A 15,202-nucleotide genomic window follows, 5' to 3' on the forward strand; every position below is an offset into this window, starting at 1 on the left:
GGTAGTTTACAGGCTGTCGAGGCGAATGCCACGGGGCTTGACCCCGAGGCGGTTCACTCTGAGGGGACATCACTTGTGGGTGCAGGATTCGTCGCAGTTGCACCGTGACTGAGCGTCAGCAAACTCAACGAGATACTGGTGAACTTCTTCGGCCAACTCGTGCATCGCCTCGGCGAAGTCCCGTCCAGGTCGGTCAATATCGTAGTAAAATCGCGAGCGGTGCTCGGAGCGAAAAGCGTCGATCCGACCAGCAACCGCCTCGTCAGAAAAGATATTTCGGGCCGCGATATCGTCGAACACTTCCTCATGTTTCCTGTAATCTGCTGACTCCGCCGCCGTCATCTCGACGAGATAGAACTGAAATGATCGCTCGATGGCATTGAACGAGAGCTCGACGATGCTCACGTGGTTGTTCGTCCCCTGCCGAAGCTGGCGGCACGTTCCCAGCATAGCACACGCTTTCCCGAGCTGGATATCAGCGTCGTCCTCGGCTCGCTGCCACGAGAGCGAGTCCTGTGCCGGGCCGGTTTCGCCGTCCTCCAACAACTGTTCGACACGCTCGAGTGCGCCGACGACATCACGCAGACCCACCGTCGAACACCTCCTGTTTCACCGCGTCGAGCGCCGGCGAGTCTTTGAGCGTCAGTCCCTCGGCGAGCACGTCGCGGATTCGGTCATGAGTTGCGGCGGACTCTCGGGGCTCGACGACGATGTGTGCTTCATACCGCTCGCCGTCGAACCGCTCGTCGGCGATCTCCTGTTCGATCGCGTGGGCCTCCCGCTGGGCCTGCATCCGGTCTTCTTCGACAACGACAAACAGGTCGATGTCGCTTGTCCGATCGGCAGTACCTCGCGCGACGCTCCCAAAGAGGACGACGCCGATGTCTGCGGCAATCTCCTCTTCGAGTCGGGTGAGAATCGCTCTGACGGGTGCGTGGTACTCCGGTTGGGGAATGGTCGTTACGGGATCGTCGGATTTGACGAGCATTGCTGGATCCATCCGGACGGCGTTCGCCCGACCGGACCGATCGACGGTGATCACGCCAAGTGCCTCGAGGGCATCGACAGCGGCATTCACGCCACTCAGTCCTCTTCCCGTCACCCGATGCAGTTCGCGGTTTGTGAAATCCCGATCTGGATTGTCGACGAGGATGTGCAGGACATCGGCAGTTGCCCCGTGCCGGAACGCCTCTGGATCACCGAGTGGCACGGGAAGGCGAACGTACGATCCCTCCTTCGCCCGTCTACTTTGAACCGCTTCAGAGTTCATGAACTGTATTATGGTTCAAAAAGGTAAAACCTTGCTGGCCTACACCACCTTGAGCAGATATTTCGCAAATCGCCTCGGGGTCAAGTGGTTCGAGACGCTTCGCGTCTCGTCATCACGGAAATCGTAGATTTCCGTACGACCCCGAGGCTTTCGCGTGGACTCCCATTCTATGCCTCAACCGAGGCAGGGGGGACGTACTCCCCACTCACGTTCAGCGTCCCGCGATTCAAGGGATGTACTCGCACTCGACGCGCCCGTCTACGGTTGAGAGGGAACCGTGGTCACGGTGGAACGTCGCACTTCGCTTGTCGTACACCGCGCTGTCTGCCGAGAAGTGCGGTTGTGACGTGTTCTCACCACGTTTGAGGCGTTCGACGCCACTTTTGATGGCTTCGACCGCCCTGCGAATCCCTTTCTGGACGAGGTTCGCGGTGAGGTCAGTTTCGTCGCGGAGGTGGTCGTAGAGTGCGGTTTCGGCTTTGGCCTTGGAGGTGACGTGGGAGCCGTCGTCGCCGTGCCAGCACCATTCGCTCGCGGTGTTGGCGCAGTGTTTGAACTGCTCGACAGTCTCTCGAAGCGAATCGTCGGCTCCTTCGGGAGTGTCGAGTTTGATGACGGCGGTACGGCGGTATTCCACTGTATCTTCACACGTACGGTAGCAGTTACTTATACGTCGGGAGTCGGCCTGCCATCGTAGCGTGGTTTGTGTCGTCTGGTGTCGGCTTCCTCCCCGACCTCAAGGGTCGGGGCATCCGCCTCGTACCGCCTGTGAAAAGACGGCCGTCTGGATGCGCCTGATTGACTTGCTGGCGTGGCGAGAGAGCAGTCACCGGCGGGGTCTCAAGCGTTCACGAGTTGCGAGAGGTCTTTAGCGGTCGCTTCTTCACGATACTCGTCGTAAAGATCGAGTGCCCATGTGCGGGCGCGGTCGTCGTCGGTATCGACGAAGGTCCGTAGCATTCCCGTCTCAGCGTCGTAGCCACCGAGGCCGATTCGGTCGTCGAATATCGCAAGTCCGAACGGGAGGTTCGAGTGAGTCGAGAGCGTCAGACGGCCACTGTCGGCTACCTCGGCGATGTCGTCGGGGTATTCCTCGACGATCGACTCGACGACAGGCGGCAGGTAGATCATATCGGTCTCCATCCCGCTCAGTATCGCCTCGCGGATATCCGGGACGATGATGGGTGCGATTGCCGTCGTATCGAAGCCCCGAAGCGTCCCCGAGGCGGTGACGAGGTTGATGAACCGTTCGACCGGTGCGTACGGGTTGGTCGGCTCAGTCACAGTCACTGTCGCCTCGGCAAAAAGTTCGATTTCGCCCGGGAAAGCATCGACCGTTTCGAGAAACGGCTGCATGCGACTGGCGGCCGAGATCCGTCGGCGGTAGGTGCTAACCTCCTCGGCAACGGTGTGACCGAAGACGGTGAGTACGAAGTCGTTTCCCTGCTGGTCGACGAGATCAGCTGCCTCCAGTGCCCGGACCAGTCGGTGTATCGTGGTTCTGGATACATCGAGGGTATCCATGAGTTCTCGACGGGTCATCGAGCCGTCGCGGAGTGTCGCGAGTGCATCGGCCCGCTTGAGCGCCGCGAGCGGAAGCCCATCGTCGGCATCCACTGACGGATTGGTGACCATTGACCTAGCAATTGCGCACGTATTCATAGCTGTTTCGACAACTGGAACGCGTTCCATACCCCGGATTCCAGGCGTCGGATGGAAGCTGACACGGGAGGTGCATATAGGAGATACCCGGGAGACTGGTAGGCATCAATGTCGGTCATGGACGTTCTCGATTCCGATTCAGGTATAATTTCTGCGCTTGCCGTGGCGTTCACGGCACTTCTGGTTTGTGTGAGCATCGTCGGCCCGGCCGGGGCAACCTTCGGTCCCGACCCGGTCCAGGCGCTCGATCAGGAGACGGCAGTCTCGTCATCAGCGGCGCTCGTCGACCCGACCGCGACCACCGCTTTCGGTCCCGGTGGTGGCGTCCTCAGTGCTGTGATGACCTGGCCGACACTCGACGCAGGCGACTGGGGGACCCTCGGCCGCGACCCGGGCCGGTCAGGGTACAACCCGAACGCGTCGGGGCCGACGACCGACCCCGACCCACGGTGGATCTACGAGTTCGAAAACGACGACAACGATATCCCGACCGTCGCCGCGGACGGCCTCGTGTTCGTTTCCGGCCAGGAGAGCCTCCGGGCGGTGGACAACGACACCGGTCAGGTGGTCTGGAACCATTCGGGCCTCGACATCGAGTCGGTCGCGGTCTCTGATGGCGTGGTCGTCACCACGGAAGTCGCCTACTCGGGCGACGAGATCCGCGCCTACGACGCAACCACCGGCACGGAGCTGTGGAACGAGACAGCCTTCCAGGCCGACGCGACCGTCGTCTTCGACGGGACGCTCTATGCAACCCGCGGGGAGTATCTCTACGCATTCGACCTCCAGGCCGGCGGCGAGCGCTGGTCGGTCGACGTCAACGAGGACGTCTCGAACGGCCTGTCGGCCGCCGATGGAACTCTCTACGCGACGGGGATGATGAACAGCCGTGATTACGCGGTCTACGCGCTGAACGCCTCCGACGGAAGCGAGCGCTGGCGGTTCGAGATGGAGGGGCCCGTCTCGATGCACCCGGTGGCCGTCGATGGATCGGTGTACGTGGGGGCGGGTTCCGAACCACGAGACTCGACCAACGGGGCCTACGATCCCAGGTTCTACCGACTGAACGCGACCGACGGCCACGTTGAGTGGATCTTCGACGCGAATACGAGGCCTCACGGCGCAGCGGTCGCAGACGGCTTCGTCTACCTCGCCGCGGGGAACACGATTCACGCACTCGACGACGCGACCGGCGAGCGCCAGTGGCTCCATCGACTCGACGGGAGTCTCGAGTACGGGCTGTCCTACACCCGCATCGACGCCCTCGCACCCGCCGTCGCCGATGGCGTCGTCTACGCCCTGAACGACCGCGGCCACCTGGTCGGACTCGACGGACTCGACGGAACTGAGCTGTGGAGCTACCGACTCGAGGGGCAGGCGACCCGGCCCGCAGTGGCCGACGACCGGGTCTACGTCCACGTCAGGGATACCACAGACACCACCACGGACTACTCTCGCGTCTACGCGCTAGAGGACCCACCGTTCCAGTTCTCGGGGTTTTCCCTCTCGAAAACGGCCGTTGCGCCCGGTGAGGAGTTCACCGCGACCGTGACCGTCGAGAACGTCGACGACGAGAGTCGAACGTACAACCTCTCGCTGATGGCCGACCCGCCGCTGCCCGTCGACTGGTGGGCACTCGACGACGCGAACGGGACGCTGAACCCCGGGGAATCCAGCCAGTTCACCTTCGCGGGCCGGTTCAACGTCTCCGGCTCGTGGAACGTCTCGGTGAAGCGCGCGCTGGAACCCGACGCCGCGGTCGATCCGGTGACTGTCGAGGTTGTCCACCCCACGCGGGACGACGACTGGGCGCAGATCGATTTCGACGGCGGGCGCTCGAAGTACAACCCCGACACGTTCGGGCCGAAACAACACCTCCAGGAGGTCTGGAACCTGACGGCCTTCGACGATACGGTACAGCCGGTCATCTCCGACGGCACGGTCTTCGTCGTCCAGGAACCGTACGTCGACGGGACGCAAGTCGAGGTTGTCCGGGGCTACGACGAGACGACCGGCGCGCTCGAGTGGGAGTTCAACGTCTCCGCACAGAACAGAGTGCTGGCCGGGTCGCCGACCGCGGATAACGGCACGGTGTATCTCTACGCCACGCCGAGCGGCGCGTTCACGAGCGAGAACGTATACGACGCCTCCGTGTTCGCCCTGAACGCGAGCGACGGAACCCTCCGCTGGAGACATGACACTCCGATGAACTACTCCCGGATCACTAACGACCGCGCACCGGTGGTCGACGACGGCCTCGTGTACGTCGCAGGGGCCCGTGTGGACGGGACCGACGACGAGAACGCGTCCGTGCTCGCACTGGACGCCGGTACCGGGACGACAGCCTGGCGCTACGACGTGAACGGCGACGGCACCACCGAGGCGTTCTACACGGTCGCAGTGGAGAACGGAACTCTCGTCGCATCGCTCCACGCACAGGACGCCCCGTCCTCTACCTCGTATACCGACCGCCTCGTCGCGATCGACGCGGCCAACGGCGGGTTCCAGTGGTCGACGAGTGGTCTCACCGTCGACCTGGTCGACCCGCCGGTCGTCCGGAACGGCACGGTCTACGTGGTCAACGAGAGCAGCCCCGAGACGATGTTCGCGCTGGACCTGGCTGACGGCAGCCAGCAGTGGGAGTTCGTCCCGCCAGACCAGAGTACCGAGACGGACACGTGGCGGATATACGACCCGACCGTCACCGACGACGGGGTGTACGTCCGGCAGATGATGCTCGACTCGTTCCCCTACACCAACGAACTCTACCGCCTCGACCCGGCGACCGGCGATATCGTCTGGAACACGTCGACGCGGAGTCTCACCACCCGGTTCGTCGTCGACGGACTCTTCTACGGCGGTGACGGGCAGTACACTTACATCTTCGACGCCGAGACCGGCGAGTACTACAGCCGCACCGACCTCGGGTCCCGCGAGCGCGGGAGCGTTCAGGCGCTCGCGAACGGGACGATGATCGTCTACGCAGATTCGACCACCCCGAACGACTTCCGCGTCCTTCGGGAGGGCGGCATCATCGAGTACACCGACCTGTCCGTGGACCAAGACGCCGTCACCGAGGACCAGAACGTCACGGTGACCGCGACGGTGACGAACGTCGGTTCCGTTGCTCGGGAGTACGACGTGAACCTCGACGTCGCACCGGATTCGTTCTCCTCTCACTACATTTGGAACTCCGCGAACCGGGAGGGGCTGCTCCAGCCCGGCGAGAGTGCGACGGTCACCTGGGTCGTCGAACTCCGTGAACGTGGTGACGCCGTGTTCGTCCTTCGGCTGGTCGACGACCAGGACATGGCTCGTCACATGTACGACCGGGCGGGCAGCGCCACTGTCAACGTCGGGGACGGCCGTGACGGCGCAGTCTACGACCTGGGCGGCCCGCGCGACCTCGCTCCCGACGTCGGCTCCTGGCCGACGGCGAGCTACGACGCCGGAAACACCGGCAACGCGTCCGGAAACAGCGCTCCGACGTCGGTCAGTTCGAACCCGGTGACCTGGTGGGTGAACCACTCCTACGAGTGGACCAGCGGCCCGACGCTGGCGAACGACACTGTATTCGTCGGTGGCTACAACGGCGGGGACGATTCGGTCTACGCGTACAACGCGACCGACGGCTCGCTCCGCTGGCAGTACGCAACGTCGAACGACATCGAGGTTCCGCCGGTGTACGCGGGCGGCTACCTCTACGCGGTCGCCAGTTACGGGAAGGTCTACCAACTGAACGCCACGACCGGCGAGCGCCTCTGGACGTTCGAAGCGGGCGACGACGGCGGCATTTCGGTCGTCGACAACGTCGTCTACGTTGCCGGAGAGACCTCCAGCGAGAACGTCCTCTACGCACTGAATGCAACGACACGAGAGATCCTGTGGACGTTCGGCAAGCCCTCCACTGGCTACGGAATGGCAACACCGGCCGTCGTGAACGGGACTGTCTACGTGACCCACTCCGGTCAGGCAACCTACGCAGTAGACGCTGCAACTGGCGTCGAGCAGTGGAGCCGGCCGATAGCTAGCTCCGGATCGAGTCTCCACTCGCCCGTCGTCGAGAACGGCATCGTCTACGTCGACGACACTTGGCACAGCAGCACGAACGCGAACATCTACGCCCTCGACACGGCGGACGGCAGCACCCTCTGGAGCACGGCCGCGAACGTCGACGGTTACACCGGGTCCTCGCCCGCGCTGGCGAACGACACGCTGTACTTCACCGCCGACGGTGCAATCCAGGCCGTGAACGCCAGCAGCGGCGACTCGCGGTGGACCAACACGGTCTGTGTGGCCGCAGAGCACTCACCCGTGTACGCCGACGGCGTCGTCTACGTCCCGATGAGCGACAGTACGATTCAGGCGTACGACGCCACCACCGGCGACCTTGTATGGCGCTACGACGGGTACGATGGGGAAGCGTTCTCGCCGGCTGTCGTCGGTGGCACGCTGTACGCGACGGGCCTGGAGAACAGCGACTACACCTACTCGCTGATCGCGCTGGCGGGCGGGGCGACCGACGAACCGAAGACCCTGTTCGATTACTCGGGGCTCTCGGTGTCGAGCGCGAACGTCACCGAGGGCGAGCAGGTGACAATCTCCGCGACCGTCGCGAACCGCGCCAGCACGTCGTGTGACTACACGGCCGAACTCTCGGTCGACGGCTCGGTCGTAGACAGTACGTCGGGGTCGCTCGGATCCAGCTCCTACAACTACTACGAGACTGTTGAGTTCGACTACTCCTTTGCCAGCACCGGCACCTACAACGTCACCATCGCGGACCTGCCGACGAAGCAGGTGACCGTCACCGGCCCACAGCCCGACATCGCTCCCTCGAGAACGAGCTACGACTTCGGCGACGTCAACGAGAGCGAGTCCGTCTACGCGTTCTCTCAAATATACGTCAGAAACGCTGGAACCGCTCCACTGAACGTGACCGGCGCGACGATCACCGGGCCGAACGCGTCGGCGTTCTCGGTCTCGACGACGAGCGGTATCGTCCAGCCGGGTGACGTCCTCTGGATCTCGACTCTCGGGGTGCAGTCGTCGACGCTCGGCACGAAGCACGCGACCCTTGAGATTGCCAGCAACGACACGGACACCCCAGTCGTCGATGTCGCGCTCTCGGCGACCGTCGTCGGCCCGCCCGAGGTCGACGTCTCCCCGACGAGCGTCGACTTCGGCGACATCGAGGTCGGGAACACGTCCACGGCGACCGTCACGGTCTCGAACGTCGGCGGCTCGGACCTCTCGTTCGATGGCGCACAGGTCAGCGGGACCGACGCGGCCCTGTACACGGTGGTCGGCGGGGCCGGGACGACGACCATCCCGGCTGGCGGGACGCACGACGTCACGGTCGAGTTCGCACCGGTCGCCACCGGAGCGACCAGCGCAACCCTCGAAATCGCCACGGACGACGCCGACGAGGGGACGGTGAGCGTTGCATTCTCCGGGAACGGGACCATCACGACCGCTAACCGGCCACCGGTCACGGTCTCAGACCACTACACCGTCGTCGAGGGTGAGTGGCTGAACGTCTCGGCGCCGGGTCGACTCGCCAACGACCTCGATCCGGACGGCGACTCCTTCTCGGCGTCCCACCACGGCGATGTCGACAACGGCACCCTCTACCGGTCGACACAGGACGGCTCCTTCCAGTACAGGCCGGACCCGGGCTTTACTGGCACTGACTCCTACGTCTACCGCGTCCGTGACGACGACGGCGCGTACTCCTCGTTCGCCCCGGTGACCATCGAGGTGTTGCCGGACCCGAACCGCGAGCCGGTCGTCGTCGACGACCACTACTCGGTCCACGCCGGCGAGTGGCTGAACGTCTCCGGGCCGGGTCGGCTCGTCAACGACTACGACCCGGACGGCGACTCGTTCTCGGCGTCTCACCACGGCGACGTCGACCACGGCACCCTCCACCGGTCAGCCCAGGACGGCAGCTTCGAGTACAGGGCCGACCAGTGGTTCACCGGGACGGACTCCTACGTCTACCGCGTCCAGGACGAACACGGCGCATACTCGAACTTCGGCACCGTCACCATCGAGGTACTCCCGCCCCGGAACCGTGAGCCGGTCGCGGTCGCCGACACCTACTCGGTTTCACAGGGCGAGACGCTCGTGGTCGACGCGCCGGGCCGCCTCGCCAACGACTACGACCCTGACGGCGACTCGTTCTCGGCGTCCCACCACGGCCAGCCCAGCCACGGTACCTTACACCGGTCGGCCCAGGACGGGAGCTTCGAGTACACCCCGGACCCGGGCTTCACTGGGACGGACTCCTACGTCTACCGCGTCCGCGACGACCGCGGCGCGTACTCGAGTTTCGCCCGGGTTACTATCGAGGTCGTTGACGACAACCGCGAGCCGGTGGTCGTCGAGGACCACTACGCGACCCTCGAAGACGAGTGGCTGAACGTCTCGGCCCCGGGCCGACTCGCCAACGACTACGACCCCGACGGCGACTCGTTCTCGGCGTCTCACCACGGCGACGTCGACAACGGCACCCTCCACCGGTCGACACAGGACGGCTCCTTCCAGTACCTGCCGAACCAGAGCTTCACGGGCACCGACTCCTATGTCTACCGCGTCCGGGACGCCCGCGGCGAGTACTCGACCTTCGAGACAGTCTCCATCGAGGTGATCGACTCGACGGCGACCGACCCGGTCGCAGTCGCCGACCACTATACCGTCACCGAGGGCGAATCGCTGACCGTCGCCAGTCCAGGAGTGCTCCTGAACGACCTCGACCCGCGGAACCACTCGTTCGACACCCCGCTCCGGGGCAGCCCGAACGACGGATCTCTCGACTGGTTCCGTGCCGACGGCGCCTTCCGGTACACGCCAGACCCGGGGTTCACCGGCACCGATAGCTTCGTCTACCTGATCGAGAACGCAAACGGCAACCGATCGCAGTACGCCACCGTCACCATCGAGGTGCTGCCGGACTCGGACACCACGGCGAACCGCGACCCGACCGTCGTCGACGACACGTACACGGTCGTCGAGGGCGAGTGGCTGAACGTCTCGGCTCCGGGTCGGCTGGCGAACGACTACGACGTGGATGGCGACTCCTTCTCGGCGTCCCACCACGGCGATGTCGACAACGGAACGCTCCACCGCTCGGTACAGGACGGCACCTTCCAGTACAGGCCGAATCCGGGCTTTACCGGCACCGACTCCTACGTCTACCGCGTCCAGGATGAACACGGTTCGTACTCGAATTTCGGTACCGTCACCATCGAGGTCGTTCCGGACCCGAGCGCGACCGGCAACCGCGCGCCGGTGGTCACCGAGGACCGCTACTCGGTGTACGCAGGAGAGTGGCTGAACGTCTCGGCCCCGGGTCGGCTGGCGAACGACCTCGACCCGGACGGCGACTCCTTCTCGGCGTCTCACCACGGCGATGTCGACAACGGAACGCTCCACCGCTCGGCACAGGACGGCTCCTTCCAGTACAGGCCGGATCAGGGCTTTACTGGCACCGACTCCTACGTCTACCGCGTCCGAGACGAACACGGCGCATACTCGAACTTCGCCCGGGTGACCATCGAGGTACTGCCGGAGCCGAACCGCGACCCGGTCGTCATCGAAGACGACTACGCCGTCCTCCAGGGCGAGACGCTTTCCGTGGGTGCGCCCGGCCGACTCGCCAACGACTACGACCCGGACACCGATTCCTTCGCGGCGTCTCACCACGGCGACGTCGACCACGGCACCCTCACGCTGTCGGCCACCGACGGCAGCCTGGAGTACACGCCGGACCCGGGCTTCACCGGCGTCGACTCCTACGTCTACCGCGTCCGCGACGACGAGGGCGCGTACTCGAACTTCGAGACGGTGACGATCACGGTCGTCGACGCCTCGACCACCGGCAACGCAGACATCGCGGTCGCGACGGACACCCTCGACTTCGGAAGCGTCCCGGCCGGAACGACCGAGACGGCGACGTTCACCGTCGCGAACGTCGGCGATCTCAACCTCACCGTCGACGGCGCGACGCTCTCCGGGCCGAACGCCTCCGACTTCGCAGTGGTCGGCGGGAACGCGACCGCCGTCCTCGGTTACGGCGGGACCAACACGTTCACCGTTGCCTACGGGCCGACCGCCCCCAGCACGGCGAATGCAACACTGACGGTCCACTCCGACGACCCCGACGAGCCGACAGTCGGGATTGCGCTCAGCGGTGAGAGCAACGACGACGCTGCGCCGACGATCCACGCGGTGAATCTGACGGGGGCGTCCGTGAATAGCTCGCGCCCGGACGGGTCCGTCGTCTACGAGAACGAGACGGTCGCCGTCGAGGTGGACGTGACAGACGCGTACAGCTCGATCCAGTCAGTCGACGTCACCCTCGATGCCGCCTCGATGGGCGGCGAGCGAACTGTCGCTGCCACGGAAGACGCGCCGTCGGGCAACTGGACGGCCGCCGTGGACCTCGATGGCCTGGCACAGGGCCGCTACGACGTAATCGTCGAAGCCGTCGACGAGCGGTGGAACTCACGAATCGTCGAGACGAACCACACCGTCGTCGTCGACCGGTCGGTGCCGAGACTCTCGGCCTCGGCCACCCGCCTCAACGCGACGCATGCGAACGTCACGGTCACGGCCAGCGAAGCGCTCAGACCCGGGACCCTCGACGTCGAGGTCGATCCGCCGAGCGGGTCGGCGTTCTCGGTCACCATGACCGACGCGGGCGACGCCTGGAACGGGACCTTCGCACTCGCCGGTGACGGCCAGTACGGCCTCTCTGCGAGTGCGTTCGACCTCGTGAGCTATCAGGGAGCTGACACCGCGACTGCCCGGTTCGCCACCGAGAGTACAGTCAACAACACCATCACGGTCCGGATGCAGCCCTCCGGGCTGTTCGTCCGGTTCAACACGAACCGGTCGGTCAACAATACGTTCGTCACGATGACAGAGAGCAAGGTACCTGTCAAACCGCTCGTCCGCGGCCAGGCCGGGCTGGCGTTCCTGGACGCCGAGCTTGGAACCAAGCTCACCGGAAACCTCACCTACGCCACCATCGGCATCCCGGTCAATCCGTCGCTCCTCCCGTCGGGGGCCGACGAGGAGGACGTTACCTTCCGGTATTTCAACGAGACGAGACGCCAGTGGACACCGGTCACGACGACTATCGAGAACGTCACGCTAAATGGCACGACCGACCGCTACTGGGTCGCCACTGTGACGCACTTCTCGACGTACGGGGCGGTCACCACCGACACGATGCCCCCTTCGATTACGTCGACGAGTCCGACCGACGGTGCAGAACTCCCGGCTGGGACGACGACTGCCACGCTGCGAGTCGCGTTCGAAGATCTGCTCTCTGGCGTCGAGACAGGCGAGACGGCCGTCCTCTTCGACGACATGCCGGTGACCGGCGATCCGGCCACGTCGATAACGAGCGACGTGGTCGAGTTCGCGGCCGCCGGCCTGACCGACGGCTCGAACCATGAGTTCGAGGTGACCGTCCAGGACCAGGCGGGGAACGTCCACACCGAGACGGTCGCCTTCAGCGTGGCGACGGCACCGTCGTCTGGTGGGTCTAGCGGGTCCCCGTCGTCTGGTGGGACTAGCGGGTCTACGTCCTCCGGTGGGTCTAGCGGGTCCCCCTCGTCTGGTGGGTCGAGCCAGCCCCCCTCGTCTATCGGAAGTGCCCCGGCCGACGACCCGGAGTCGTCCATTGCTGTCCTCGCAGACAAGGACGGATTCCGCGTCGAGGTCAGAGACGCAGCGGCGAACGAACTGCTCTCGACAGCCGTCACGGACGGTGCGCTCGGGTCGACCGGTGTCTCCGTCGAGCACCTCTCGCTGGGCTTCGCATCGGGCGGTGACCACGACCTGCAGGTGACTGGCGGACCGACGCCGTCCGGGACGACATTCCCACCAGCAGCGGGCACTGCAATAGCCTCCCTGACCGTTCCAGACGCTAACGTGACGACGGCGACGATCCGGTTCTCTCTCACCCAGGAGATACTCACAGCCCGGGATGCCAGTGTTGGCGACGTTCGCCTCTACCGTCTGGCGGGTAGCGAGTGGGTGGCCGTCGACCTTCGGCCGATCGACAGGAGCGGACCCGACCCAGTGTTCGAGGCAACCGTCACTGACCTCGACTCGCTCGTGGTGGCGACCCGTGGGTCGGACGTATCATCGCCGACGGAGACCCCGGCCACTTCGACGGACAACGGCGTGCAACCGCCAGAAGCGACGCCCGACCCGGCCACACCGACGGTTGACGCAACGCCCTCGTTCCAGTCGCCGACGGAAACGGGGACGCCAGTTCCCGACGAGCAGCCAACACCGGGCGCGACTGGGCCGGGCTTCGGAGTGGTGGCAGCCCTCGCTGCCCTGCTAACTGTCGTTCTGCTCCGAACCAGGCTGTGACCGCTCCGGCTCAGGTTCGACCGGGGCCCCGCTGTCAGGGAGCCCGAGGGAACACACGGGTCCATGCAGGACCCAGTCGAACGCTAACCAGTGGCGGAGTGGATTGACCGGCCTACGCTCGGGTTCAGTCACTACTCTAGATGGATGCCCCAGAGCCTCTCGAGGACGGGACACAGCAATGGAATGCGGACAGAAAGAGGCGTCAGGACTCAGCCACGAAGTGAGCGCCAGAGAAGGTGGCTCGCGACGAGAAACAGCCCCACCTCGAATCCAACGGTCGGACTCACCTCCAGTCGGGCGACGTGTGCACCGAAACTCTGTGGCGTCGAATTCGTCTATCGCTACATACTCGAATTACCGCTCGAACAACCGACTCAAGCTGGGTTTCCGCCATCTCGTCGTACTTCAGCGAGTGCTCTGCTGTCTGAATCGGCAACTACTGTTTAGGCGTGGGAGGATGTCAATGGCCATGATATAGGTAGCGACACGACCAGCCAAACCAGTCGCGGCCGAACTGTTCGCTTCGTACCACTGCTACCTCCCGCCTTGCGCTGCCGCCTGACCGCAGCAAGAGGTCTCCCGCCGTGGGATGGTCGGCCATCACCGCTGGTGAGCGTCGCTTGACTCCCCCACGCTACGTGAGTTGGGTTGCTTACTTCTGCGTTTCTGCGAGCCTCCGCCTCAAAAGCGGTGAGTGACATCTTAAGAGAAACTCCTGGAATGCTCCGGCGACAACTGTCGTCGACGGTCCCTGCTTTGGGTGCGTCACTGGCGTGTGCCCGCCGACGCCCGCACTCAGGACGCACCAGCAGGTAGAGAGACCGCAGGCAGTCCCGGCCGCGCTTGTGCGTGTGATGGGTTAGGTCGTGTGATATCCTTCACAGGGCCGGTCGTGGAGTGGGAGACAGTCCCGACCGGCGACGACTGCTGTCTTCGGACTAGTCGCTTCCAGTCTGTTCGCCAGGGATCTCAGAATCACTCGGGAGGATCAACCGAGTCTCCTTGTATTGCAGGCCGTCTTTGCGCCGAGTCATTTTCTGTTGGTAGAGGCGACCCTGTGTGAGGTCAGTCAGTGCGTCCATCGTCCGACGGGCGAGCTTTTTCGCATAGGTGAGTGAGATGCCGTCTTCGACGCGGCGAATCCACTCTCGAAGGACGCTCGCATCGAGATACTGCCGGACTGTGTTGCTGCCACGCTTCCAGGGTTCCGAGTCCTCACTGTGGCGTTCGCGCCAACACCTGACTGCCAGCCGCGTCGGGAGTGTACTCACGTTCGCCCGAAGCATGTCGTCATCGAGGCGGGCGAGTTGCTGGATCGGCAGGAGATCACCGCGGGCGAGTGCCGACGTGCCCGAGCGTTCGAGTGGATCGGACGCATCGGGCAGGCGGACGTACTGCGTGCCATCTTTGGTGGTGAAGCGTTCGAGGCGCTCGCCATCGACTTTCAGATCAGCAGTTTGGCCGGATTCGAGAAAGCGAGAGACACTCGCCACGGCGAGGTGGGCGTTCTTTTCGAGTTCGCGACTCTGGAGTTCAGCGAGGGCCTGGTCGTGGGCGTCGATCGCCCCATCCAGGCTGTCGATTCGGGTGGTGTTGATCTGGGTGGTTGTTTCGAGTGCGTCGGTCTCTGTCTGGAGGTCCGTGGTTGTCTCTTCGAGTGAGGAGAGTCGGGATTGGAGGTCTGCAATCTCTGCTTGTTGGGCCTTGATTGTGGCCTGCTGGTCGGCAACGGTCTCGCGGAGGTCTCGACATTCAGCGAGGAGGGCGTCGATGTGGTCTGGCGATACATTGGATGAGGTGGCCTGGCCGGGGGAGTCAGTCTCTGAGGGCATAGCTAGGGAGAGAAGGTGTGTTTGCGCTGCTGGCTGACGAGCG

Annotated in this window: 5 protein-coding genes and 1 pseudogene; 1 reads left to right on the plus strand and 5 read right to left on the minus strand. The window is 64.4% G+C overall.

Going from position 1 to position 15,202, the window contains the following annotated elements; translation table 11 throughout:
• Positions 1-69: 69 nt before the first annotated feature.
• From WDJ57_RS15885 to WDJ57_RS15900, 4 genes and pseudogenes are all read right to left on the minus strand, one after another.
• Positions 70-591: a hypothetical protein gene (locus tag WDJ57_RS15885; RefSeq protein ID WP_338901848.1), complete on the minus strand. Its 522-nt coding sequence runs from the start codon at positions 589-591 to the stop codon at positions 70-72.
• Entirely contained in the window at positions 578-1,270 is a 693-nt protein-coding gene (locus WDJ57_RS15890; RefSeq protein ID WP_338901849.1) for a nucleotidyltransferase domain-containing protein, read from the minus strand. Before WDJ57_RS15890 ends, WDJ57_RS15885 begins: the two co-directional genes overlap by 14 nt.
• A 232-nt stretch (positions 1,271-1,502) precedes the next feature.
• Positions 1,503-1,907 (minus strand): annotated as a pseudogene (locus tag WDJ57_RS15895) (RNA-guided endonuclease TnpB family protein); the annotation flags it as partial.
• 203 nt (positions 1,908-2,110) lie between these two features.
• The gene (locus WDJ57_RS15900) at positions 2,111-2,962 is read right to left on the minus strand and encodes a helix-turn-helix transcriptional regulator (RefSeq protein WP_338901851.1); all 852 of its coding nucleotides are present in this window, start codon (positions 2,960-2,962) and stop codon (positions 2,111-2,113) included.
• A 159-nt stretch (positions 2,963-3,121) separates the two neighbouring features.
• Between WDJ57_RS15900 and WDJ57_RS15905 the strand changes: the two genes are divergently transcribed.
• A complete protein-coding gene (locus WDJ57_RS15905) occupies positions 3,122-13,327 on the plus strand; it encodes a PQQ-binding-like beta-propeller repeat protein (RefSeq protein ID WP_338901853.1) in 10,206 nt (3,401 codons plus the stop codon).
• Positions 13,328-14,265: 938 nt separating this feature from the next.
• Here the strand turns inward: WDJ57_RS15905 and WDJ57_RS15910 are convergent.
• Entirely contained in the window at positions 14,266-15,159 is an 894-nt protein-coding gene (locus WDJ57_RS15910) for a hypothetical protein (protein WP_338901854.1), read from the minus strand.
• Between the last annotated feature and the right edge of the window lie 43 nt (positions 15,160-15,202).

Source organism: Salinibaculum sp. SYNS191, assembly GCF_037338445.1.
GTDB lineage: Archaea > Halobacteriota > Halobacteria > Halobacteriales > Haloarculaceae > Salinibaculum > Salinibaculum marinum.